At 63.2% G+C, this 23,916-nt stretch carries 19 protein-coding genes and 1 pseudogene; 10 read left to right on the top strand and 10 right to left on the bottom strand.

Features of this window, described 5'->3' with window-relative positions:
* Positions 1 to 80: 80 nt before the first annotated feature.
* On the bottom strand, positions 81 to 650 hold the full coding sequence (aroQ, locus tag MKD49_RS19835; RefSeq protein WP_039789277.1) for a gamma subclass chorismate mutase AroQ: 570 nt from the start codon (positions 648 to 650) through the stop codon (positions 81 to 83).
* Positions 651 to 770: 120 nt separating this feature from the next.
* On the opposite strand from aroQ, the gene MKD49_RS19840 reads away from it, so the two are divergent.
* Positions 771 to 3,050: a UvrD-helicase domain-containing protein gene (locus tag MKD49_RS19840; RefSeq protein WP_039789278.1), complete on the top strand. Its 2,280-nt coding sequence runs from the start codon at positions 771 to 773 to the stop codon at positions 3,048 to 3,050.
* 122 nt (positions 3,051 to 3,172) lie between these two features.
* Positions 3,173 to 3,331, top strand: coding sequence for a hypothetical protein (locus MKD49_RS19845; RefSeq protein ID WP_204726158.1), 159 nt, complete (start codon positions 3,173 to 3,175; stop codon positions 3,329 to 3,331).
* A 100-nt stretch (positions 3,332 to 3,431) separates the two neighbouring features.
* Here MKD49_RS19845 and MKD49_RS19850 read toward each other — a convergent pair whose 3' ends face one another.
* The 3 genes from MKD49_RS19850 to MKD49_RS19860 form a co-directional block, all read right to left on the bottom strand.
* Entirely contained in the window at positions 3,432 to 4,529 is a 1,098-nt protein-coding gene (locus tag MKD49_RS19850) for a J domain-containing protein (RefSeq protein WP_252697159.1), read from the bottom strand.
* Between the two features lie 71 nt (positions 4,530 to 4,600).
* On the bottom strand, positions 4,601 to 5,506 hold the full coding sequence (locus MKD49_RS19855; RefSeq protein ID WP_252697160.1) for a carbohydrate kinase: 906 nt from the start codon (positions 5,504 to 5,506) through the stop codon (positions 4,601 to 4,603).
* 51 nt (positions 5,507 to 5,557) lie between these two features.
* Positions 5,558 to 6,520: a sugar-binding transcriptional regulator gene (locus MKD49_RS19860; protein ID WP_252697161.1), complete on the bottom strand. Its 963-nt coding sequence runs from the start codon at positions 6,518 to 6,520 to the stop codon at positions 5,558 to 5,560.
* Positions 6,521 to 6,856: 336 nt separating this feature from the next.
* Here MKD49_RS19860 and MKD49_RS19865 point away from each other — a divergent pair, with 336 nt between their 5' ends.
* From MKD49_RS19865 to xylB, 7 genes and pseudogenes are all read left to right on the top strand, one after another.
* A complete protein-coding gene (locus MKD49_RS19865; RefSeq protein WP_252697162.1) occupies positions 6,857 to 8,212 on the top strand; it encodes a sugar ABC transporter substrate-binding protein in 1,356 nt (451 codons plus the stop codon).
* A 153-nt stretch (positions 8,213 to 8,365) separates the two neighbouring features.
* Positions 8,366 to 9,340, top strand: a complete 975-nt coding sequence (locus tag MKD49_RS19870) for a carbohydrate ABC transporter permease (RefSeq protein WP_034330884.1) — start codon at positions 8,366 to 8,368, stop codon at positions 9,338 to 9,340.
* A gap of 50 nt (positions 9,341 to 9,390) precedes the next feature.
* A pseudogene (locus MKD49_RS19875) lies at positions 9,391 to 10,152 on the top strand (carbohydrate ABC transporter permease); the annotation flags it as partial.
* The gene (locus tag MKD49_RS19880; protein ID WP_252697163.1) at positions 10,152 to 10,877 is read left to right on the top strand and encodes an HAD family phosphatase; all 726 of its coding nucleotides are present in this window, start codon (positions 10,152 to 10,154) and stop codon (positions 10,875 to 10,877) included. The pseudogene MKD49_RS19875 and the gene MKD49_RS19880, both read left to right, overlap by 1 nt.
* A gap of 44 nt (positions 10,878 to 10,921) precedes the next feature.
* The gene (locus tag MKD49_RS19885; protein ID WP_134135638.1) at positions 10,922 to 12,040 is read left to right on the top strand and encodes an ABC transporter ATP-binding protein; all 1,119 of its coding nucleotides are present in this window, start codon (positions 10,922 to 10,924) and stop codon (positions 12,038 to 12,040) included.
* 37 nt (positions 12,041 to 12,077) lie between these two features.
* Positions 12,078 to 13,511, top strand: a complete 1,434-nt coding sequence (dalD, locus tag MKD49_RS19890; RefSeq protein ID WP_252697164.1) for a D-arabinitol 4-dehydrogenase — start codon at positions 12,078 to 12,080, stop codon at positions 13,509 to 13,511.
* A gap of 63 nt (positions 13,512 to 13,574) precedes the next feature.
* Positions 13,575 to 15,047 carry a xylulokinase gene (xylB, locus tag MKD49_RS19895; protein WP_252697165.1) on the top strand — a complete coding sequence of 491 codons (1,473 nt, stop codon included), beginning with the start codon at positions 13,575 to 13,577 and terminating at the stop codon, positions 15,045 to 15,047.
* A gap of 9 nt (positions 15,048 to 15,056) precedes the next feature.
* Here xylB and MKD49_RS19900 read toward each other — a convergent pair whose 3' ends face one another.
* The 6 genes from MKD49_RS19900 to MKD49_RS19925 all read right to left on the bottom strand — a co-directional run bounded on the left by MKD49_RS19900 (position 15,057) and on the right by MKD49_RS19925 (position 20,970).
* Complete coding sequence (locus MKD49_RS19900) at positions 15,057 to 16,619, bottom strand: PAS domain-containing methyl-accepting chemotaxis protein (RefSeq protein WP_121042701.1); 1,563 nt, start codon at positions 16,617 to 16,619, stop codon at positions 15,057 to 15,059.
* A 159-nt stretch (positions 16,620 to 16,778) separates the two neighbouring features.
* Positions 16,779 to 17,582: a BPSS1780 family membrane protein gene (locus tag MKD49_RS19905; RefSeq protein WP_121042703.1), complete on the bottom strand. Its 804-nt coding sequence runs from the start codon at positions 17,580 to 17,582 to the stop codon at positions 16,779 to 16,781.
* 11 nt (positions 17,583 to 17,593) lie between these two features.
* On the bottom strand, positions 17,594 to 18,547 hold the full coding sequence (locus tag MKD49_RS19910; protein ID WP_034330901.1) for a homoserine kinase: 954 nt from the start codon (positions 18,545 to 18,547) through the stop codon (positions 17,594 to 17,596).
* Positions 18,548 to 18,732: 185 nt separating this feature from the next.
* Complete coding sequence (locus MKD49_RS19915) at positions 18,733 to 19,170, bottom strand: hypothetical protein (protein ID WP_039789298.1); 438 nt, start codon at positions 19,168 to 19,170, stop codon at positions 18,733 to 18,735.
* A 147-nt stretch (positions 19,171 to 19,317) separates the two neighbouring features.
* A complete protein-coding gene (locus MKD49_RS19920; RefSeq protein WP_121042705.1) occupies positions 19,318 to 20,013 on the bottom strand; it encodes a hypothetical protein in 696 nt (231 codons plus the stop codon).
* 210 nt (positions 20,014 to 20,223) lie between these two features.
* Positions 20,224 to 20,970: a TIGR00730 family Rossman fold protein gene (locus MKD49_RS19925; protein ID WP_252697166.1), complete on the bottom strand. Its 747-nt coding sequence runs from the start codon at positions 20,968 to 20,970 to the stop codon at positions 20,224 to 20,226.
* Here MKD49_RS19925 and polA point away from each other — a divergent pair, their 5' ends adjacent.
* Entirely contained in the window at positions 20,971 to 23,733 is a 2,763-nt protein-coding gene (gene polA, locus MKD49_RS19930) for a DNA polymerase I (protein ID WP_252697167.1), read from the top strand. It abuts the gene before it with no gap.
* Positions 23,734 to 23,916: the final 183 nt, after the last annotated feature.

Here is a 23,916-nt window from a genome sequence, read left to right on the forward strand (position 1 = left end):
AGGACAGCAAAAGATTTTTGCCTGTCAATTCAGCAACTTAGTCGTTTTTGTGCGACGTCCTGTTGCCTGCAGGCTGTATTTCAGCGCTGGCAGTGCAGTGCGTCAGTGGCCCGTTCGCGTACGGCGGGGGCGTAGTCGGCCCCCAGGATTTCCGGTGCCAGCTCAGCCAGATCGCGCTGCACGGCCGGTTCGCACCAGTGGCCGTTCAGGCGGGCCAGCGCCGCCAGCAGGTCGGGGGTGAGGCGGTCCAGCACCGGGCGCACCTGCAGCGCCAGGTCCGGCGGATTGGCGAAGGGCGGACGCTGCTCCACACGCCACTGGCGATGCAGGTCGCGCTGCACGATCTTGCCGGCCTCGAACTGGTCCTGGAAGAAGCGCCGCGTCCATGCGGCATCCAGTCCCAGTTTCTGCGCACGGGCGGCGACGTCGTCGAGGATGACCGCCTCGCGCGCCGGATCATCGATGGGCGCATGCGAATTCCACTTGCTGCGTGCCACCGGGGCGGCCACGTCGAGGCGGGTCTTCTGCAAGGTCAGCAATTGTTCGACATCGCTGCGCGCGGCCGGGGGCGGCGTGGTGGCGCAGGCGGCGAGCAGCAGGGCGGCGATCAGGGGCAGGGCGGCGAAGGAGCGGGAAGACAGGCGGCGCATGGTCGGAAGAGTCGATTGCTGAGGTGAGTGCCGGGTTCGGCTGTGGATAAATCAACTGTGCGGCAGTATAGCGCCGCGCCTGCCCGCCCGGTCAGGGCACGCGCCCTTTATAATCGCGGGATGCAAAATCTTCTCCACAACCTCAATGAAGAGCAGCTCGCCGCCGTGACGCTGCCCGCGCAATCGGCGCTGATCCTGGCCGGTGCCGGTTCCGGCAAGACCCGGGTGCTGACCACCCGCATCGCCTGGCTGATCCAGACCGGGCAGGTCTCGCCCTCCGGCATCCTGGCGGTGACCTTCACCAACAAGGCCGCCAAGGAAATGACCGCGCGCCTGTCGGGCATGCTGCCCATCAATACGCGCGGCATGTGGATCGGGACTTTCCACGGACTGTGCAATCGCCTGCTGCGCGCGCATCACAAGGATGCCGGCCTGCCGCAGACCTTCCAGATCCTGGATACGCAGGACCAGCTCTCGGCCATCAAGCGTTTGCTCAAGCAGATGAACGTGGACGACGAGAAGTATCCGCCGCGCAACCTGATGTACTTCATCAACAGCGCCAAGGACCAGGGCCTGCGCGCCAAGGATGTGGATGCCTACGACGACTACAACCGCAAGTTCGTCGAACTCTACGAGCTCTACGACCAGCAATGCCAGCGCGAAGGAGTGGTCGATTTCGCCGAGCTGCTGTTGCGCACCTATGAATTGCTCTCGCGCAATCAGCCGCTGCGCGAGCACTATCAGGGCCGCTTCCGCCACATCCTGGTCGACGAGTTCCAGGACACCAACGACCTGCAATACAAATGGTTGAAGATCATGGCCGGCCAGCACGGCGCGGTCTTCGCGGTGGGCGATGATGACCAGAGCATCTATGCCTTCCGTGGCGCCAACGTGGGCAACATGTCGGCCTTCGAGCAGGAATTCCATGTGGAGAACCTGATCAAGCTGGAGCAGAACTACCGCTCGCACGGCCACATCCTGGACACCGCCAACGAACTGATCGCCAACAACAGCAAGCGCCTGGGCAAGAACCTGCGCACCGATGCCGGCCACGGCGAGCAGGTGCGGGTCTATGAAGCCACCAGCGATCTGCAGGAAGCGCAGTGGATCATCGAACAGGTCAAGGACCTGATCGCCGAAGGCTGGGCGCGCAGCGAGATCGCCATCCTCTATCGTTCCAACGCGCAGTCGCGGGTGCTGGAACATGCGCTCTTCAGCTCGGCCATTCCCTATCGCGTCTATGGCGGCCAGCGCTTCTTCGAGCGCGCCGAAATCAAGCACGCGATTGCCTACCTGCAGTTGATGGACAACCTGCACAATGATTCGGCCTTCCTGCGCGTGGTCAACTTCCCCACGCGCGGCATCGGTGCCAAGGCCATGGAGTCCTTGCAGGATGCGGCGCGCCAGTACGGCTGCTCGCTCTACGCCGCCGTGCCTTACGTGGCGGGCAAGGCGGGCTCTTCCTTGAATGCCTTCATCAAGCTGATCGAAGGCGCGCGATTCGAAACCCAGCATCTGCCCCTGCCCGAAATGGTCAAGGTGGTGCTGGACCTGTCCGGCCTGATGACCCACTACCGCAACGAAAAGGAAGGCGCAGACCGCATCGAGAACCTGGAACAGCTGGTCAGTGCGGCCACGCTGTTCGTCTCGGAAGAGGGCTATGGTCTCGATGCCCCGGCCTTCCTCGGCCCGCAGGCGCAGGCCTCGGCCGGCACGGCCATCACCACCGCCGATGGCGTGGAAGTGCTCGATGCCGATGCGCCGCTGGTGACCATCATGTCGCCGCTGTCAGCCTTCCTCTCGCATGCCTCGCTGGAAGCCGGCGACAACCAGGCGCAGGCCGGCCAGGATGCCCTGCAGCTGATGACGGTGCACTCGGCCAAGGGGCTGGAGTTCGACGCGGTCTTCATCACCGGCATGGAAGAGGGATTGTTCCCGCACGAGAACAGTGCCAAGGAAGAGGGCGGCGTGGAAGAAGAGCGCCGCCTGATGTACGTGGCCATTACGCGGGCGAGAAAGCGGCTCTTCATGACCTTCTCGCAGACCCGCATGCTGCACGGCCAGACGCGCTACAACATGCGTTCACGCTTCTTCGATGAAATGCCGGAGCAGTCGATCAAGTGGCTCTCGCCCAAGATCGCCCAGCATCACTGGTTCGCCAATCCCAAGTCGGCCTGGGATGAAGTGCCGGAAGCGGGCAACAACCGCATCGCGCAGAACTTCTCGCGCCAGACCGATTCCGGCTGGCGCATCGGACAGAACGTGTCCCATGCCAAGTTCGGCGAGGGCGTCATCGTCAACATCGAAGGCGGTGGCGGTGCGGCGCGGGCGCAGATCAACTTTGGCAAGTTCGGGATGAAATTGCTGGATCTGTCGGTGGCGAAGCTGGAAAAAATCTAAGTTTTTGCGTTGCCGTTGAATTGGGTTTGAGCAGTGAAACGCCCCGTTGCCATCAACAGCGCAACGGGGCGTTTTTCATGTGGGCGTGATGCCGAGATGCACGCAATGAAAGGAGATGCAGCATGAAGGGGCGGGAAATTCTCTCTGAGCTGTTCGGTAAAACCAGAGCACAACGCTGGCATGAAGCATCGCCTGCAGGAAAAAGAATTTATATCGTCGTGGTGGCATTCATCTTTGCGCTCATTGCGAGTGTCTGGACGTTCGGCGCATGGTGGCAATAGACCGCCCTCGGTTTATTGAGGAGATACGTTGATGTGAGTCGTGGCTCATGCTTCAAGAGCATGTCTGAGATCCGCAAATGACAGGCCTCCAAGGAACGCCTTATTGTCTGCGCCCGCCTTGCTTCAACCAGGCCCTGACCTGCTCCACATCGTCAAACGATCCCAACACCATTCCAACATCGCGCATCTCCTGCCGCATGCCTGCAATGACTTTGTTCAAATCGCGACCTATCCCTTTTGGCGACACCCGGGCGGCAGGCCCCAGTCCGAAGGTCTGCCTGAAATGCCGCTCCATGTGGGCGATCTCCTGATCCAGGTCGCCCAGTTGTTCCGTGAGGATGTGGTTGTAGTGCGTCAGCCGCTCCTCGCTGACGCCGTGGATGGAACGCTGGTCGATCTGTTCCAGTTCCAGTTGCAGTTCAAGCAGTCGTGACAGATCGTTCTTTTCATAGGCCTGGTTGACCTGCTGCATCAGCGCCGTCTTGCGAGCGCGTTCGCTCTCGTCGAGCTCGCGATCCGGGTGCAGGGCGCTGGCCAGCCGGCGATAAACGGCGCGGATCGACTGGCTCAATTCGATGCGCTGTTCCTGTTGCCGGGCTTCTGCAGCCCGCTGTTTCGGCGGCTTCTTGCGGCTGGCGCGCTGGGCCTCGCGCGCATGCGCGGCTTGCATGCGTTCGCGCTCCTGGCGTTCCAGCATCGCTTCCATACGCTGCATGATTTCTTCCGGCGTGCCGGTGGTGAAATCGTCCTCGGCGATCGCGGGCTCTGCTTGTATGGTCTTGTCTTCGTGTACTTCCGCAACGGAGGCGGGTTCTTCCGTCTCCTCTTCTTCCGCATGCTGCTGGTAGATCAGCGCCAACTCCGCATCATCGGCCCGTTGCAACAGGGCCTGCGCCATGTCCGCGATCAGCGCCGAGAGTGCGATGCGCTCGCCCTTGCCGAGTGCCTTGTCGGGCCAGGCGGCATGCAGGCGATAGACCATCTGGCGTTTGAGGGTGAGCAGTTCCTGTTCCAACGGGACATATTGGGCCGTGAATTTCTTGTGGAATACATCACTGGCCGCTTCCCACTCCTTGAGCTGCGCACGGCGCGTGCCGATGGCGTCGATGAGCGCATTGAACTGTTCCTGTGCCGGAGAAAGGCGCATGGCGGATTGGCCATCGACGATGGCAACAGTTTGCGGGGTGGGCTTGTTCATGGAGACAAAGAAGAGCAGTGGTGCCGGATTCTAGCCATTCGCTCACGCGCCCACAAGCGCAGTCCCCAGCCTCAGGCCCCGGCGATCATGGCTTGCACTTCGTCCCAGGTCGCGGCATAGGCCCCGGCCTTGGAGGCGGCAATGGCCGCACCGGCCGCGGCGCATTGCAGGTGGACCTGCGCCGGGGCATTGGGCTGGCGTAGCTGGCTGGCGATCCAGCCGCCCATGGAGGCGTCGCCGCAGCCGACCGTATCGACCACCTCGACGCGATAGGCAGGCTGGTCAATGACTTGCTCACCCTTGATCCACTGCATGCCCTTTGCACCCAGCGTGTAGAGAATTTCCGCTTGCGGGGCCAGCGCTTGCAGCGTGGCCAGCGCGTTGCCGTCGCCGGGGAACAGGCGCTCCAAATCTTCGTCGGACACCTTCACGTAATGCGACAGGGACAGCAATTGCTGGAACAGGATGCGATAGGAGGGGCTGTCCATCAACTTGCGCCAGTTGGGATCGAAGGCGATCTTCTTGTTGCGCAGTGCCGCTTCCTGGGCGATCTGCAGCAGTCGCGAGGCCAGCGGTTCGCGGGTCAGGCTGATGCAGCCGAAGTGCAGCACGCGCGCTTCGTCCATCCAGCCGGCGGGCAGGCGCTGCGGATCGAAATGCAGGTCGGCGCTGTCGTCGCCGATGAAGAAGTAATCGGGCGGCGTGGTCGAGGTCACCATGGCCAGCAGCGGCGCCTTGGCGTGCTGCTGGGTGAAGCGCATGTCCAGTCCGGCCGCTTCTGTGAGCGCATACAGCTCGGCGCCGAAGACGTCAGTGCTGACGCTGCCGGCGTAACCGGTGGCCACGCCCAGGCGGGCAGCGGCACGTGCCACGTTCCAGCAGGCACCGCCGGGAATGGCGCGCCACTGGCCGTCAGGCTGGCGGATGAAATCGGTCAGGGCTTCGCCGAAGACGACGAATGCGGCGCTCTGGGTCATGCTGGTCTCCGTGTGCGTGTCGTTGTAGTGGTCAGTAAATGCGTAGGCGGTTCAATCCTGCAAGGCGTGGCGCGCGCAGGTCTCGTCGGTCACGAGGCCGGTGAGCCAGCCGCCGCGCAAGGCGGCGCGCACGGCGTCGGCTTTCTTGCTGCCGCCGGAGAGCGCGATCACCGGCCGCTGCGGCCTCTGCGCCAGCGGCGGCGTGGTCACGCGCGCCGCCAGCGACGAGGGCAGCATGACGCCGTCGATGTCGAAGGCGTGGCAGATCATCTCGCCGATCGCCCCCTGGCGCTGCAGGTCGGCCACTTCCTCATCGTCGATGAAACCGTCCTCGTGCATCGCGCCCTGCAGTGCGATGGTGCCGATGCCCAGGAACGTCACATCGGCGCGCTCGGCCAGGCCGGTCACGATCTTGTAGGCGCGGTGGTTGCACCATTGCTGGCGGTCGCGTTCACTTTCGGCCACGCGCGGGGCGGGCAGCAGGTAGAAGCGTGCGCCCAGTTTTTCTGCGGCTTGCAGAGCCACGTCGTAGCGATTGGCCGAACCGTCGGAAGCAAAGGCACCAATCATCGAGACGATCTGGTGCTGCGGACGCTCCAGTTCCGACAGGCGCTCGATGGCCGCCTTGAGCGTGCGTCCCGAGCCGACGTTGACCACCAGCGGTGCTTCCGAACTGAGGTATTGCTCCATCACCTCGGCCCCGGCTACCGCCAGCATCTGCTGCACTTCTTGCGATTCGTTGGGATTGCCCGCGCCGCCTGCGCCGGGCACCACGCGGCACACCTCCAGCCCGTAGCGCTCCTGCAGGCCCTGCGCCAGTTCCAGGCAGGAAGAGACCGGATGCGTGATCTGCACTTTCACCAGGTTGGCATCGGCCGCATAGGCCACCATGCGCTGCGCCATCTGGCGCGAGATGCCGAGCCGTTCGGCGATTTCGTTCTGGGTGTTGCCGGCCACGTAGTACATCCACGCGGCGCGCGCCGCCAGGTCGAGTTTGGATGCGCTGCTAGACATGTTCTCCTCGCCAGCCGTCCCGTGGCTGCCAATGCAGGCGGGCGCGGGCTGTCTCTGTGATGTTGATGCGGTGAATTCCCTCTCGGGTCGCCATTTTACGGCGAGTTGACCGTTCCATTATTGCGAAGCTTGGGCAAATGCTCAATAAAAAAGCAAATGCTTGACACAAATTCGAGAATGGATGAATATTTGCCCATAAAAATAATATTTGCTCAAAACGTAGTGAGCGAAAACCGTTAGCGAAAACCGCCTTTCCCTGCATGCGTACACCGGCATCGTCTGCCGCTGCCACCCAGGAAGAACGTGCAGGAGGGCCCATAACATTCGGAGACCAGCATGTCCAAACTCGTGCGCACCCGTGCGTCCGGCTTTACCCGCGTTCGCTTCACCCTGGCCGCTGCGGCCATCTCGACCCTGTTTGCTGCCGGCCATGCACAAGCCGAGCCGGTGACGCTGAACATCGCGTCCATCAACAACCCCGACATGATCGAACTGCAGAAGCTGGCACCGGCGTTCGAGAAGGCCAATCCCGACATCAAGCTGCGCTGGGTCACCATGGAAGAAAGCGTGCTGCGCCAGCGCCTGACCACCGACATCGCCACCAACAGCGGCCAGTTCGACCTGATGACCATCGGTGCGTATGAAGCGCCGATCTGGGCCAAGAAGGGCTGGCTGGCACCGATGAGCGGCCTGCCGGCGGACTACGATGAGGCCGATCTCATCAAGCCGGTGCGCGAGGGCCTGACCGTGGATGGCAAGCTCTATGCGCTGCCCTTCTACGCCGAAAGCTCGATGACCTACTACCGCAAGGATCTGTTCGAGCAGAAGAAACTGACCATGCCGCAGCACCCGACCTGGGATGAGGTCGCCAAGCTGGCCGCGCAACTGCATGACCCGGCCAAGGGCGTCTACGGCATCTGCCTGCGCGGCCGTGCCGGCTGGGGCGAGAACATGGCCATCATCACCACCATGGCCAATGCCTGGGGTGGCCGCTGGTTCGACGAGCAATGGCAGCCGCAGCTGTCCTCGCCGGAATGGAAGAAATCGGTCAACTTCTATGTCGACCTGATGCGCAAGTACGGTCCACCGGGTGCCAGCTCCAACGGCTTCAATGAAAACCTGGTGCTGTTCTCCAGCGGCAAGTGCGGCATGTGGGTCGATGCCACGGTGGCAGCTGGGATGCTCTATCACGGCAAGGATTCCAAGGTGGCCGACAAGACCGCTTTCGCTCCCTCGCCGCAGCAGGTGACTGACAAGGGTTCGCACTGGTTGTGGATCTGGTCGCTGGCCGTGCCCAAGTCCTCCAAGTCGCAGGAAGCCGCCAAGAAGTTTGCGGCCTGGGCCACTTCCAAGGAATACATCAACCTGGTCGCCAAGGATTCCGGCTGGGCCCTGGTGCCGCCGGGTACGCGCAACTCGACCTACGCGTCGGCCGAGTACAAGAAGGTCTCGCCGTTCTCCGACTTCGTGCTCGATGCGATCCAGACTGCGGACGCCAACAAGCCGACCCTGAAACCGGTGCCCTACACCGGCGTGCAGTTCGCCACCATCCCCGAGTTCCAGTCGATCGGCACCGTGACCGGCCAGGCCATTGCCGGTGCACTGGCCGGCAAGACCAGCGCGGATGCCGCCCTGGATGCCGCCCAGGCACAGGCAGTGCGGATGATGCGCCAGGGCCGTTACATCAAGTAAGTCCTTCCGCTTGTGGTTCCGCCGGCATGCAGCCCGTGCTGCATGCCCCGCGCGCGATGTGAGCGGCATGTCTGCATGCCTTGCACATCGCGCCGTTCTCCCCGGCTGTCTGCACCTTGCGTGCGCCGCCCGGATTGAAATGCCGAGGCCGTCATGTCCACGATCCACTCTACCCAGGTGTCGTCCACCTCACCGATGATGCAGAGTTCTTCCCAGCCTGCTGCACGCAAGCAGCAGACCAGTCCGCCGCGCAAGGAGCGCTTCAATCCCATCCGCCTGATGCAGACGCCGTCGGTGCTGATCCTGCTGGCGTGGATGATCGTTCCGCTGGTGATGACCATCTATTTTTCGGTCAATCGCTACAACCTGATGGCCCCTGACCAGACCGGTTTCGTGGGTCTGGAAAATTATATTTTCCTGTTGCAGGACCCGGCCTTCTGGCCCTCCATCGGCAACACCGCACTGCTGATCGGTTCGGTACTGGCCATCAGCGTCATCGGCGGCACCCTGCTGGCGGTGCTGTTCGACCAGCCGTTCCGCGGGCGCGGCATTGCGCGCCTGCTGGTCATCGGTCCCTTCTTCGTCATGCCCACCGTGGCCGCGCTGATCTGGAAGAACATGATCATGCATCCGGTCTACGGCATCCTGGCCTACGTGATGCGCCACCTGGGGCTGGAGCCCATTGACTGGCTGGCCGAGTACCCCATGCTGTCGGTCATCATCATCGTGGCCTGGCAGTGGATTCCGTTTGCCTTCCTGATCCTCTTGACCGCGCTGCAGTCGCTCGATACCGACCAGAAGGAAGCTGCACAGCTTGATGGCGCAGGGCCGGTGCGCATCTTCTTCTACATCGTTCTGCCGCACCTGAAGCGCGCCATTACGGTGGTCATCATGATCGAGACCATCTTCCTGCTCTCGGTCTTTGCTGAAATCTTCACCACCACCGCAGGCGGCCCCGGTACGGCCACCACCAACCTGACCTTCCTGGTCTATTCGATCGGCCTGCAGCAGTTCGACATCGGCATCGCTTCGGCGGGCGGCATCTTCGCGGTCGTGCTGGCCAACATCGTCTCGTTCTTCCTGGTGCGCATGCTGGCCAGGAACCTCAAGGGAGTCAACGAAAAATGAGCGATCCAAAGAAAAGCCCCCTGTGGGTGGCGGTGCTGGGCTGGGCCTGCGCCATCGTGCTGTTCTTCCCCATCTTCTGGGTGGCGGTCACGGCCTTCAAGACCGAGTCCCAGGCCTATACCCCCTCGCTGATTTTCTTGCCCACGCTGGACACCTTCCGCGAAGTCTTCAGCCGCAGCCACTACCTGGGCTATGTGCAGAATTCGTTGATCGTGTCGCTGGGGTCGACGCTGTTGTCGCTGCTGCTGGCGGTGCCGGCGGCGTATTCGATGGCCTTCTTCCCGACCGGCCGCACCCAGAAGCTGCTGCTGTGGATGCTGTCGACCAAGATGATGCCGGCTGTGGGCGTACTGATCCCCATCTATCTGCTGGCAAAAAACACCGGCCTGCTTGATACGGTAACGGGGTTGACCATCATCTATACGCTCATCAACCTGCCCATCGCAGTGTGGATGGCGTTCACCTACTTCAATGACGTACCCAAGGAAATCCTCGAAGCGGCCCGTATCGATGGGGCCAACGCCTGGCAGGAAATGATTTACCTGTTGCTGCCCACGGCCATGCCGGGCCTGGCTTCCACGGCCTTGCTGCTGATCATCCTGTCGTGGAATGAAGCCTTCTGGAGTCTGAACCTCACCAGCGTCAATGCGGCACCGCTGACGGTGTTCATCGCCTCCTATTCCAATCCGGAAGGGCTGTTCTGGGCCAAGCTGTCGGCCGCCTCGCTGCTGGCGATTGCCCCGATCATGGCGCTGGGCTGGTTGGCGCAGAAGCAGCTGGTGCGCGGCCTCACCTTCGGGGCGGTGAAGTGATGATGGCGCGCCAGGCGATCACCCACCTGATCTGCGATTGCGACGGCGTGCTGCTCGATAGCGAGAGCATCGCCCTGCGCGTGCTGCATCGTGAACTGTTGCCGCTGCTGCCCGCCTGGAGCGGTGCCGACGATGACGAGCAGGAAGATCAGCGCAGCCAGGCCCTGCACACCGCCATCGCGCATCGCCTGGGCATGTACACCGACATCCTGCTGGGCGAAGTTGATCTGGAATTCGAACTGGGCCTGGATGCATCCGCCGCCGAGCGTATCCACCAGGCGGTGGCCGTGGCCTGCGGCGAAGAAGCGCAGCCGGTGCCGGGCGTGGTCGAGGCCTTGCAGGCGATCCGCTTGCCGCGTGCGGTGGCCAGCAACAGCGATGCGCCGCGCATCGAAGCCGGCTTGCGCCGTTGCGGCCTGTATCCGCAATTCGCCGGCCGCATCTACAGCGGTCATGACGTGGCCCATCCCAAGCCGGCACCGGATGTGTATCTGGCGGCAGCGGCGGGCTTCAATGTTGATCCGGCGCGCTGCGTGGCAGTCGATGACAGTGTCACCGGCGTGCGTGCAGCGGTAGCCGCCGGCATGCACGTGCTGGGCTTTACCGGCGTGGCGCACGACCGCAAGACGATGGCGCGCAAGTTGAAGGATGCCGGTGCGCATCAGGTATTCGAGGACATGAAACAGTTTCCGCAACTGGTGAGTGAATTGATCTGGCTGCGCTGAGCAAAGAGCGCGCAGTCCCCCTACAAGAGAACGAGGAGAATCCCATGGCAGCCGTGAGCATCAGGAACCTGGCCAAGCGCTACGACGACAACGAAGTCATGCGCGACATCAATCTGGAAATCGAGGATGGCGAATTCGTCGTCTTCGTCGGCCCCTCGGGCTGCGGCAAATCGACCTTGCTGCGCATGATCGCCGGGCTCGAAGAGATCAGCGATGGCGACCTCGACATCGGTACGCGCCGCATGAACGACGTGCCCGCGTCCAAGCGCGGGGTGGCCATGGTGTTCCAGTCCTATGCGCTGTATCCGCACATGAGCCTGTACGACAACATGGCCTTCGGGTTGAAGATCGCGGGCAAGTCCAAGGCCGAGATCGATGCCGCCGTCCAGCATGCCGCCAAGATCCTGCACATCGATCACCTGCTGGACCGCAAGCCGCGTGCGCTCTCCGGGGGGCAGCGCCAGCGCGTGGCCATTGGCCGCGCCATCACGCGCCAGCCCAGCGTGTTCCTCTTCGATGAGCCGCTGTCGAACCTCGATGCCGCGCTGCGCGTGAAGATGCGCCTGGAATTCGCCAAGCTGCATGACGACCTCAAGACCACCATGATCTACGTGACCCACGACCAGATCGAAGCCATGACTCTGGCCGACAAGATCGTGGTGCTCTCCGAGGGACGCATCGAACAGGTCGGTTCGCCGCAGCAGCTGTATCACCATCCGGCCAATCGTTTCGTGGCCGGCTTCATCGGTTCGCCCAAGATGAACTTCATCGATGGCACCGTGGCCGCCGTGCAGGCCGATGGCGTGCAGGTGCAATTGCCCGGGGGCGGACTGCAGTGGGCTGCGGTTGACGGCAGCACGCTGCAAGCGGGGCAGAAGGTCACGCTGGGCGTACGTCCCGAGCATCTCAACATCGCCCAGGGCCAGGCCGCGCTGCAGGCACGCTGCACAGCGCTGGAACTGCTGGGTGATTTTTCTTACCTCTATGCGGCCCAGGAAGGCAGCGATGATGCGCTGATCCTGCGCGTGCCCGACAGCCTCGATCCGCCGCACGGCAGCGTCTTGCACTTGGCTGCCGATCCGGCCCGCTGCCATCTGTTCGGTGCCGACGGCCAGGCCTTGCCGCGCCTGGCATCGGGCGTGGCCGCGCCGCGCCCGCATTGATCCCTTCGCCCATTCACTTCCTCGACAAGGACCAGGCATGACCCGTACCGCCACTTCCCTCGACCAGGACGCCGCCGACAGCCTGACCTGGCTGCACATCGGCGCCGGTTCCTTCCATCGCGCCCACCAGGCGGTCTACCTGAATGCGCTGCGCGAGAGCGGTGCCGACCGTCGCTGGCAACTGGCGCTGGCCAACATCCGCGCCGACATGAGCCCGCTGCTGGAAGCGCTGGCCCGCCAGCAGGGCCAGTACACGCTGGAGACCGTCACACCCGAGGGTGAGCGCAGCTACCAGCGCATCGCCTCCATCGGCCGCATCCTGCCGTGGGATGAGCGGCTCACGCAACTGATCGCCGCCGGTGCGGAAGAGCGCACCCGCATCATCTCCTTCACCGTGACCGAGGGCGGCTACTACCTCGACCATCACTACCAGCTCGACACCGGCAACGCCGATCTGGCCGATGACCTGCGCTGCGCCCTCGATGGCAGCGGTGCACCGCGCACCATCTACGGCGCGATTGCAGCCATCCTGCGCGCACGCAGCCAGGCCCATCCGCAGGCGGCGCTGACCCTGCTGAACTGCGACAACCTGCGCCACAACGGCGAACGTTTCCGCGACGGCTTGCGCCAGTTCCTGACCCTGCGCGGCGAGAGCGCACTGGTGGCCTGGATGGATGCCCATGCCACCTGCCCCAATGCCATGGTGGACCGCATCACCCCTCGCCCCACACCGGCGGTTGCGGCCCGTGTGAAAGAAAATACAGGTGTCGACGATCACTGCGCCCTCATGGGCGAGTCCTTCATCCAATGGGTGATCGAAGACGACTTCAAGGCCGGTCGCCCGCGCCTGGAAGCGGCCGGCGTGGAGATGGTGCAATCGGTGCTGCCCTACGAGGAAGCCAAGATCCGCATCCTCAACGCCAGCCACAGCTGCATCGCCTGGGCCGGCACGCTGGCCGGGCTGCAATACATCCACGAAGGTACGTTGCGCGAGGACATCCGCCAGATGGCGCATGACTACGTGACGCAGGATGTGATTCCCTGCCTCACGCCCAGCCCCATCGACCTGGCGGCATACCGCGATACGACGCTGGCGCGCTTCTCCAATCCGGCCATCCAGGACACCAACCAGCGCGTGGCTGCCGATGGCTATTCCAAGATCCCCGGCTTCATCCGCCCGACCTTGCAGGAGAGCCTGGCGGCCGGCCGCGATCCGCAGGCTACAGCCATGCTGCCTGCGCTGTTCCTGGTATTCCTGCAGCGCTGGGCCGCCGGTGCGCTGCCTTACGAATACCAGGACGGCATCTTCGACGCCGCTGCCGCGCGCAGCATGCTGGCGGCAGAGGATGTGGTGCAGGCCTTCTGCGCGGATGCCGTGCTGTGGGGCGAACTGGCCGGTGATGCGCGCCTGGTGGCGCTGGTGCGCTCGGCTTATGGGCGTGTGCAGCAGTGGCTGGGGCAGGCGCACTGACGCTGCCTTTTGTGCCCAAGGCGTCATAGAATTGCCGTTCAATAACGAATAACGAGGAGCACCATGTATCTTGGGATCGACCTGGGTACGTCCGAGGTCAAGGCGGTGGTGATCGACGAGACGGGCGCGCTGCTGGCACTGGCCGGCAGTACGCTGACGGTCTCGCGTCCGCATCCGCGCTGGTCCGAGCAGAGCCCGGCCGACTGGTGGCAGGCCACCTGTGCCACCGTGGACAAGCTGCGCGAGCAGCTCGGCAGTGAGCGCTTCGGCCGCATCCGCGCCATCGGCCTGTCCGGCCAGATGCATGGTGCGGTGCTGATGGATGCGCAAGATGCGGTGCTGCGTCCGGCCATCCTCTGGAGCGATTCGCGCAGTGCCCCCGAATGTGCCGAGCTGGAACGCCGCGCACCGCGCCTGCACGGTATCGCCGGCAACCTGGCCATGCCGGGTTTCACTGCGCCCAAGCTGCTGTGGGTGGCGCGCCATGAACCGCAACTGTTTGCGCGCATCGCGACCGTGCTGCTGCCCAAGGATTGGCTGCGTTTCATGATGACCGGGCGCAAGGTGTGCGATCCCTCGGACGCCGCCGGCACGCTGTGGCTGGATGTGGAAGGCCGCAACTGGTCCGACGAACTGCTGGCCGCCTCCGGCATGCGGCGCGATCAGATGCCGGCGCTGGTCGATGGCAGCGCGGTCTCCGGCACGCTGCTGCCGGAATTGGCACAGGCCTGGGGCTTGCGTGCGGACGTGATCGTGGCCGGTGGTGCCGGTGATGGCGCGGCCAGTGCAGTGGGCATCGGTGCGGTCAAGCCGGGTGATGGTTTCCTTTCGCTGGGCACGTCCGGTGTACTGTTCGTGGTCAATGATCGCTTCCGTCCGAATCCTGGGCGCGCCATTCACGCCTTCTGCCACACCCTGCCGCAGCGCTGGCACCAGATGAGCGTGATGCTCTCGGCGGCCAGTTGCCTGCGCTGGTTCTGCCGCTTGTGTTCCGTGGATGAGAAGAGCCTCCTGGCCGAGATCGAACAACTCGACGAAGAAGCGCGCAACAATGCGCCGCTGTTCCTGCCTTACCTGTCAGGTGAGCGCACACCGCACAACGATCCTTACGCCACCGGCGTCTTCCACGGGCTGACACCGGAACACCAGCGCGCCGCACTCGGGTATGCGGTACTTGAAGGCGTGGCCTTCGGCATGGTGGATGGACTCGATGCGCTGCGTGCGGCGGGCACCGATGTGGCCGAACTGTCGCTGGTAGGAGGTGGCGCGCGCAGTGCTTATTGGGCACAGTTGCTGGCCGATGCGCTGCAGGTGCGCATCGTCACCCACGTGGGCAGCGAGGCCGGCGGTGCGCTGGGTGCGGCGCGCCTGGCCTGGCTGGCCGACGGCGGCGATGAAGCCGAGGTGTGCCGCAAACCGGAACAGCAGGCGCTGTACCAGCCCGATGCGGCACGGCATGCGGCCCTGCAGGTGCGGCTGCAACGCTATCGGGCGATCTATGCGCCGTTTGCGCCCTTGCAGGGAGAGAGTGCCTGAGCGCAGCGCTTACTTGCGCTGGAACTTGAACACCGAAATGGCCTGCAGCAAGCGCATGGTCTGCTCTTCCAGACTGGTGGCCGCTGCGGCCGCTTCTTCGACCAGCGAGGCATTCTGCTGGGTGCTGGCATCCATCTGCGTGATGGCTTCATGCACCTGGTTGATGCCCGCACTCTGCTGCTGGGTCGCCTCGTTGATCTCGCTCATGATGCCCGAGACCCGCTGCACCGAAGCCACGATGTCGCGCATGGTGCTGCTGGCCTGCTCCACCTGGCGATTGCCCACTTCCACCTTGGCCACCGAGTCGTCGATCAATTGCTTGATCTCCTTGGCCGCCGCTGCCGAACGCTGCGCGAGCATGCGCACTTCCGAGGCCACCACCGCAAAGCCGCGTCCCTGCTCGCCGGCGCGCGCCGCTTCCACGGCAGCATTGAGTGCCAGGATATTGGTCTGGAAGGCGATGCTGTCGATCAGGCTGATGATGTCCACGATCTTGTTGGAGGATTCGCTGATCTCGTTCATCGTCGTGCCGGTGCTGGCCACGGCATCGCCGCCGCGCATGGCAATGGATGATGCGGTCCCGGCCAGCTCGTTGGCCTGGCTCGCGTGATCCGCATTCTGGCGCACGGTGCCGGCGAGCTGGTGCATGCTCGATGCCGTTTCTTCCAGATTCGCGGCTTGCTGTTCAGTGCGGCGTGAGAGATCCATGTTGCCGGTGGCGATTTCGCGGGTCGCCATATTGATGGTCTCGACGTTGGATCGCACGTCGCCGATGATGGCGGTCAGGTTCACGTTCATCTGGCGCAGCGAGGCCAGCAGGCGGCCCAGTTCATCATGGCGGCCGGTCTCGATGCGTACCGAGAGATCGCCTCCGGTGATGGCGTGGGTGATATCGAGGGCCTGCTGCAGCGGCTTGATGAGCGCGGCGCGCAGGGCGATCCACTGCACGATGGACAGCAGCGCTGACGCGGCCGCCAGTGCGCTGATCCACCACTGGTGCAGCGTCATCATGCCGGCCAGTACGACGGCGATCTGGATCGCCAGCATCACGCCCATCGACCAGTTCAGGCGCGTATTCAACTGCATGCGCCCGAGCTTGCCCAGCCATCCGGCCAGCCCGGTCCGCACCACTTCACCACGATGCAGGGCAATGCCCTTGGCCTGGCCACGGCGCATGCTTGCGTAGAGCTTCTCGGCGCCTTCCACCGCCGCGCGTTCGGGCTTGGTACGGACCGACATGTAGCCGACCACCTGGCCGCTTTCGCGGATGGGCGTCACGTTGGCACGCACCCAGTAATGGTCGCCGCTCTTGCTGCGGTTCTTGACCAGTCCGGTCCAGGGTGTGCCGCCCTTGATGGTGGCCCACATGTCGGCGAAGGCCTCGGGCGGCATGTCGGGATGGCGGATCAGGTTCTGCGGCGCGCCCAGCAATTCCTCTTCCTCGAAACCGCTGATCTCGATGAAGTAAGGATTGACGTAGGTGATATTGCCCTGGAGATCGGTCTTGGAAACGATGGCCTTGCCATCGATGAGCAGGCGTTCCTGCCCCGTGACCGGCATGTTCATGCGCATCTGATACCCCCGTGTAAGAAGCTGTGGTGATGGAAAGTCCAGCTGGCGGGGGCGGGCGGTGGAGCGGATGCTGTTCGCCTCTCCCTTGCGAACACATCGGACCGGGCGCGCCAGGCAGCGACAGCCTGGCGCAAGGTCCTGTCTGACGGGAATGACGCGTCAGACGATGGGATTGTCTCCGTTGTGCGGGCTGTCGGACCCTCTGCGGGGCTTTCCGAAGACGCTAGTGTAGGTCGGATAGAACGAACAGTACATGATGACCGTCAATATTATCGAGATGGGCAGCAGGATGAAGAACACCGCCGTAATGCTGCCGGTCAGCAGCGTGATGGCCATGCTGATGACCGTGGGCACCACGATGGCGATCACGATCCAGGCCAGGCCGAAGACCAGGAATGCACGCCCGGCGCGGCGCACCGCGAAGAAGCTGTAGAACAGTGCCTTCCCCAGCGGCATCTGCTGCCACATGATCAGGGGGGCGGCATACCAGAACGCCATGGCCGCCGGCACGTAGAGGGCGGCCGCCACCAGCATGGCAATGCGCATGCTGCCAGCGGCGCTTTGCAGTTCCTCGGTCGACAGGCCGCCACCCATCATGGCTTTCCAGAAGGTGCCGCCGTCGGCCAGCGCCGAAGCCGCCACCACCAGCGTGGCCACCAGCAGATAGAGCAGGCCGAGCTTCAACAGCGTATTGCGCGCCGGGCTGCGGAAGCCGATCAACAGCAGATTGGGGAACACCCGTTCACCGCGCTCGATTTGCGCGCAGGCCTGCATGAACGACATCGAGAACAGCGGGATCAGGATCAGCGGCAGCATCTGGCCGAGCACCGGGATGATGCCCAGCGCCAGCATCAGGAACATGTAGGCGAAGAACAGCGTCGAGATTTCGGCCGGTTGCTTTCTGAACAGGGCGAAGCCCTGTTTGACCCAGGACCAGCCGGTGTGTGCGGGGATCTTTTCCATGGCTCCAGTGCTTACAGCGTCGGTGGCGCATCCTGGATGCGCAGGCGCAGGATGCGTTCGAAGTGCGTGGGATCATGCGGCGTGAGCATTTCGGCTTCGCGCGGCAGATAGAAATCGTACAGGCGCGACAGCCAGAAGCGCAGCGCGGCAGCGCGCAGCATCGGCTGCCACGCCACGCGTTCGGCGTCCGAGAACGGACGCACGGCACGATAGGCGGCCAGCATGGCTTCGCTGCGGGCAGTGTCGAGCACCCCCGTGTCCAGGTCCACGCACCAGTCGTTGACGGTCACGGCCAGGTCGAACAACCAGGTGTCGCAACCGGCGAAATAGAAATCGAAGATGCCCGACAGCTGCTCGCCCACGAACATCGCATTGTTGCGGAACAGGTCGGCATGCACCGGTCCGCGCGGCAGGGCGCGGTAGTCGGCGGTGGCGGCAAAGTCCTTCTGGTACTGCACTTCGCTGGCGAGCAGCTGGCCCAGTTCGGCCGGCAGGAAGGGCAGCACCGCCGGAGTGGTTTCCAGCCACCAGGCCAGGCCGCGCAGGTTGGGCTGCAGGATCTTGAAATCCTTGGCCGCCAGGTGCATGCGCGCCAGCATGTCGCCCAGCGCGGCGCAGTGCACCGGCTGTGGATCCAGCTGCGACTGGCCTTCGAGCTTGCTGACGATGGCTGCCGGCTTGTCGTTGAGCAGGTTGACGATGGCGCCCTTGTCATTGGGTACCGGCGCCGGCACCGGGATGCCGCGCTGCGCCAGGTGGCGCATCAGTTCGAGATAGAAGGGCAGCTGTTCGATGTGCAGCTTCTCGAACAGCGTCAGCACGTATTCGCCTTGCTCCGTGCCGATGAAGAAGTTGCTGTTTTCGATGCCCGAGGAGATGCCTTTGATCGAGGTGGCGCGGCCGAGCGGGAATTGTTCAATCCAGTCCGAGAGTTGTTCCAGACTGACCGGTGTAAAGACTGCCATGACGAAAATGAAAAGAGGATGCTGGCTGGGGCGCGCTGCCGCCAAATCCGGCGGCTGCGCGAGGGGGAGGGCAGATGCGCCGTCCTTCCCGTTCCTGAACCGGCTGCGCAATGCGGCCGGGTGATGCGGTTGATCGCTGTCGATCGCGCGCCATCACCGTCTGGCGACGCGCGCGATCAGCGGAATCACTTCTTGGTGGTGCCGTCGGTGTCGCCTTCCTGAGGCTTCTTGACACCCCAGTCGAACTCGCCGACCTTCCACTGGGCCGAGCTAGGCGGCGGGCTTTGTGCATCGCCGGGGGTGGAACCGCCCAGTTGCGGATTGGGACGCACGTAGTAGGTGCTGGGACCGGACTTGACTTCGATTTCCTTGGTCTGGCCGTGGTCGCGGCGTTCCTTGATGCTGTTGCCCTGCGTGCGGCTGTCTTCGCCCGGCTTGCGGATGGTCACGGCCGGTGGTTCGCCTTCTTCCAGCTTCTCCAGTTCGGGCGGCGGCGGAGCGGGCTGGGCGGCCAGGCCTGCGGGCGGAGTTTGTGCCAGCGCCAGCGGCGCGGCCAGGCCAGCCGATGCGCACAGCAGCAGCGCTGCCAGGGACTCTTTGAACCGGAGTTGGGATGGTTTCATGATCTTATGAAGAAAAAGGGGTGTTGTTTTCTTCATTGTAGCAAACCATCAAGGTCTGGCCGTCGCGTTTCTTCATGGGAATGATCAATAAGACAACAGGCAAATGCGAGCGCGCGTGGCCGTGTTGAGCCGGATCCATCGCCGGGGCTAGTCCAGCAGCGGGATGCGGGTGCTCAGCCAGTCAGCCAGGGTAGGGGGCATGGCCACCACTTTGACGAATTCTTCATCTTCGCCTTTGCTGGCATCGAAGTAGGCGAGGTGGTCGCGGGCATAGTCGATCAGCAGGGGATAGTGCCCGCCCCATTGCACGGTGAAGTAACGTACCGCGCGCCACTGGCCCTGCTCATCGAAGATGCGCAGGCGGATCTGGTCGTGCCGGTTGTCGCCGCTGCCGGTGCCGCACAGTTCGACCAGGAAGTCTTCGCCCCGATAGTGGCGCAGGCCGCCGTTGAGCTTTTCGGTGTACATCTGGCATTGCTGGTAGTGGGGCCGGGTGCTGGTGACCACGGCAATGGCCACGCCATAGCTCATCACCAGCATGTAGAGCAGGGTGGTGGTCCAGTAGGCTGGCTGCCAGCGCGGCTGGGCCTGACCGATCACGCGGCCCATGCCCCAGCAGAACCAGGCCAGGGTGGCGGCCATGAGCAGGGCCGCCAGCCAGTACAGGGTTTCACGGTGCGCGTGCAGGCTGTCTTGCCACCGGTCGGGGTGCCATGGCTGCCACTGTGGGGCGGGAAGAAACAGCATGGCCGCACCGGTCGCCATCGGTATCAGGCACAGGAACAGCGCCGCGTACAGCGTGCCCAGGAAGAGTTGCGTGAAATAGGCGCGGGCGACCGGCATGAGAGAGAAGGTGCAAGAAAGTGGGATGAATCTTCATGAAGTTGCCCTGCATCATGAATTCTTGCGTTGTTGTTTCAAATCGTACGTTGGTGAGGGGAAGTGAACTTTCTTGCATCTATCGCTGATGCCAGGCCGGTTCTGGTCCGGTAAAAAGAGAAGGCCGGACGGCATCGCTGCGGTCCGGCCTCGTCGTGCTCATGAAGTGCGGCGTTACAGATACATCCCGCTCTGCCGTTCCGCCTCCTGCTGGGTTTCCGCCGGTTTGGACTTCTCGGCGTGGAATTTCTGGATGGCTGCCAGCACGTCGGCAGGTTCATCGATCACCTGCAGCAGGTTCACGTCCTTGGGCGAGATCATGCCGTCGTCCACCAGGCGGGTCTTGATCCAGTCCACCAGGCCGGCCCAGAACTCGCTGCCCACCAGGATCACCGGCATCATGCGCGACTTGCCGGTCTGCATGAGGGTCAGTGCTTCGGTCAGCTCATCGAGCGTCCCGAAGCCGCCCGGCAGCACCACGTAGGCATCCGCATATTTCACGAAGGCCACCTTGCGCGCAAAGAAGTGGCGGAAGGACAGCGAGATGTCCTGCCAGGCATTGCCGTGCTGTTCGTGCGGCAGTTCGATGTTCAGGCCCACCGAGGGCGAAGCACCTTCGTAGGCGCCCTTGTTGGCAGCCTCCATGATGCCGGGGCCGCCGCCGGAGATGACGGCATAGCCGGCGTCGGAGATCAGGCGGGCGATCTCCACACACAGTCGATAATGGGGATTGTCGGGCTTGATCCGGGCAGAACCGAAGATGGAAACGGCAGGACGCAGCTCGGAGAGACGTTCGGTCGATTCGATGAATTCTGCCATAATCGTGAGTACATGCCACGACTCGCGCGCCTTCTTGGCCGTCGCGCGTTCGATGTCCCCCACCTCCCGCAGACGCGGGACATTTTTTCCTCTCTGTTCCATATGCAAAAAACCTTGTTGTTAGTTGATGGTTCCAGTTACCTCTATCGGGCCTTCCATGCACTGCCCGATATGCGTAACGCGGAAGGCGCGCCCACCGGTGCGCTGTACGGCATCATCAATATGCTGCGCCGACTGCGCAACGATTATCCCGCAAGTTATGTTGCCTGTGTGTTCGACGCCAAGGGCAAGACTTTCCGTGATGATCTCTATCCCGACTACAAGGCCACCCGCAAATCCATGCCGGAAGACCTGGCATTGCAGATTGAACCGATCCACGCCGCCGTGCGCGCCCTGGGCTGGCCGATCCTGATGGTCGAGGGCATCGAGGCCGATGACGTCATCGGCACGCTCTCGGTACAAGCCACCGCTGCCGGACTGGACACCATCGTTTCCACCGGCGACAAGGACATGGCCCAACTGGTCAACGAACACGTTACCTTGGTCAACACGATGAGCAATGAAGTTCTCGACATTGCCGGCGTGACCGCAAAATTCGGCGTGCCCCCCGAGCGTATCGTCGATTACCTGAGCCTCATCGGCGACACCGTCGACAACGTACCCGGCGTCGAAAAGTGCGGCCCCAAGACCGCCGTGAAGTGGCTCTCCGCCTATGGCTCGCTGGATGGCGTCATGGCCAATGCCGACAAGATCAGCGGCGTGGTCGGCGAGAATCTGCGCAAGGCCCTGGACTGGCTGCCGCAAGGCCGCGTGCTGGTCACGGTCAAGACCGATTGCGATCTGTCGGAGCACATGAAGTCCATCCTTGAATCGCTGACCATGCAGCCGGTCGACAAGGAAGTGCTCAAGGATCTCTTCACCCGCTACAACTTCCGCACCTGGCTGCGCGAACTGGGCGAGGGCAGCGAGCCGGCGGGTGCCAAGGCCCCGCTGGTCGGTGCCAGCGCCGCTGCAGCACTGGAAGCGCCGGCCCAGGGTGGCCTCTTTGCTCCTGCGCCCAAGGTCGAGTACGAGACCGTGCTCACCGATGCGCAACTGGATCAGTGGATCGCCACCATCAACGCCGCCGAACTGACGGCCGTCGATACCGAGACCACCTCGCTGGATGCGATGCAGGCCGAGCTGGTCGGCATCTCGCTGTGCTGCGAGCCGGGCCGTGCTGCTTACATTCCGGTGGCGCACAACTACCAGGATGCACCCGAACAATTGTCGCGCGAGCACGTGCTCGCCAAACTGAAGCCGTGGCTGGAAGACGCCAGCAAGGCCAAGCTCGGCCAGCACCTGAAATACGACAGCCACATCTTCGCCAACTACGGCGTTCGTCTCGCTGGCGTGAAGCACGACACGCTGCTGGAATCCTACGTCTTCGAATCACATCGTCCGCATGACATGGACAGCCTGGCTGCACGTCACCTGGAGCGCAAGACCATCACCTATGCCGAGGTGTGCGGCAAGGGTGCGTCGCAGATCGGCTTCAATGAAGTGGCCATTGAACGCGCCACCGAATATGCGGCTGAAGATGCAGAAGTCACACTGGCCCTGCATCACGCCATGTGGCCGCAGATCGAGCATGATGACAAGCTGCGCTTCATCTACGAGAAGATCGAAGTCCCGACCTCGGTGGTGCTGCAGAAGATCGAACGCAATGGCGTGCTGATCGATAGCGACCGCCTGGGCCAGCAATCGCACGATCTCGGCAAACGCATGCTGGAAATCGAACAGCAGGCTTACGACCTGGCCGGCCAGCCCTTCAATCTGAATTCGCCCAAGCAGCTGGGCGAGATCCTGTTCGGCAAGCTGGAGCTGCCGGTGGTCAAGAAGACCGCCTCGGGCGCACCGTCCACCGATGAGGAAGTGCTGCAGAAACTGGCCGAGGATTATCCGCTGCCCAAGGTCCTGCTGGACTATCGCGGCCTGGCCAAGCTCAAGTCCACCTATACCGACAAGCTGCCCAAGATGATCAACCCGGCCACCGGCCGCGTGCATACCAACTATGCACAGGCGGTGGCAGTCACTGGTCGCCTGTCTTCCAACGAACCGAACCTGCAGAACATCCCGATCCGCACGCCCGAAGGACGCCGCATCCGCGAAGCCTTCGTCGCACCCGAAGGCTGCGTGATCGTCTCGGCCGACTATTCGCAGATCGAGCTGCGCATCATGGCGCACATCTCCGAAGACGAGAACATGTTGAAGGCCTTCGCCAACAACGAAGACATCCACAAGGCCACCGCCGCCGAAATCTTCGGCATCGCGCCCGAGCAGGTTGAGTCCGAGCAGCGCCGCTATGCCAAAGTCATCAACTTCGGCCTGATCTATGGCATGAGCGCCTTTGGCCTGGCCGGCAACCTGGGCATCGAACGCTCTGCCGCGCAGATGTACATCGACAAGTACTTCATGCGCTTCTCGGGCGTGAAGCGCTACATGGATGAAACGCGCCTGCAGGCCAAGGCGCGCGGCTACGTGGAAACGGTCTTCGGCCGCCGCCTGTGGCTGCCCGAGATCAACTCGCCCAACGGTCCGCGCCGACAAGGCGCCGAGCGTGCGGCGATCAATGCGCCCATGCAGGGCACCGCGGCCGACCTCATCAAGCTGGCCATGATTGCCGTGCAGGACTGGCTGGAATCGACTGGCATCAAGAGCCGCATGATCATGCAGGTCCACGATGAACTGGTGCTGGAAGTGCCCCAGGATGAGCTGGCGGTGGTGCGTGAAAAGCTGCCTGAATTGATGAAAAATGTTGCGGAGCTGAAAGTTCCCTTGCTTGCCGAGGTCGGAATCGGTAAGAATTGGGACGAAGCGCATTAATCTTCACCCCCTGACAGGAAAACGCGGCTTTCCGCTATGCGATAGTGCAGGGGCGTGAACGATTAGGCAAAAAAGCAAGATTGGCAGGAAGGCAAGCTGATGCCGTGACGCGACCCGCGTGGTCAGCTGGCGTCAGCACCGCCGCCCAAGCCAGCACCTGAATGACAAGACAAGCAGACCGGC

This window comes from Herbaspirillum sp. WGmk3 (assembly GCF_023952535.1).
GTDB lineage: Bacteria > Pseudomonadota > Gammaproteobacteria > Burkholderiales > Burkholderiaceae_D > Herbaspirillum > Herbaspirillum huttiense.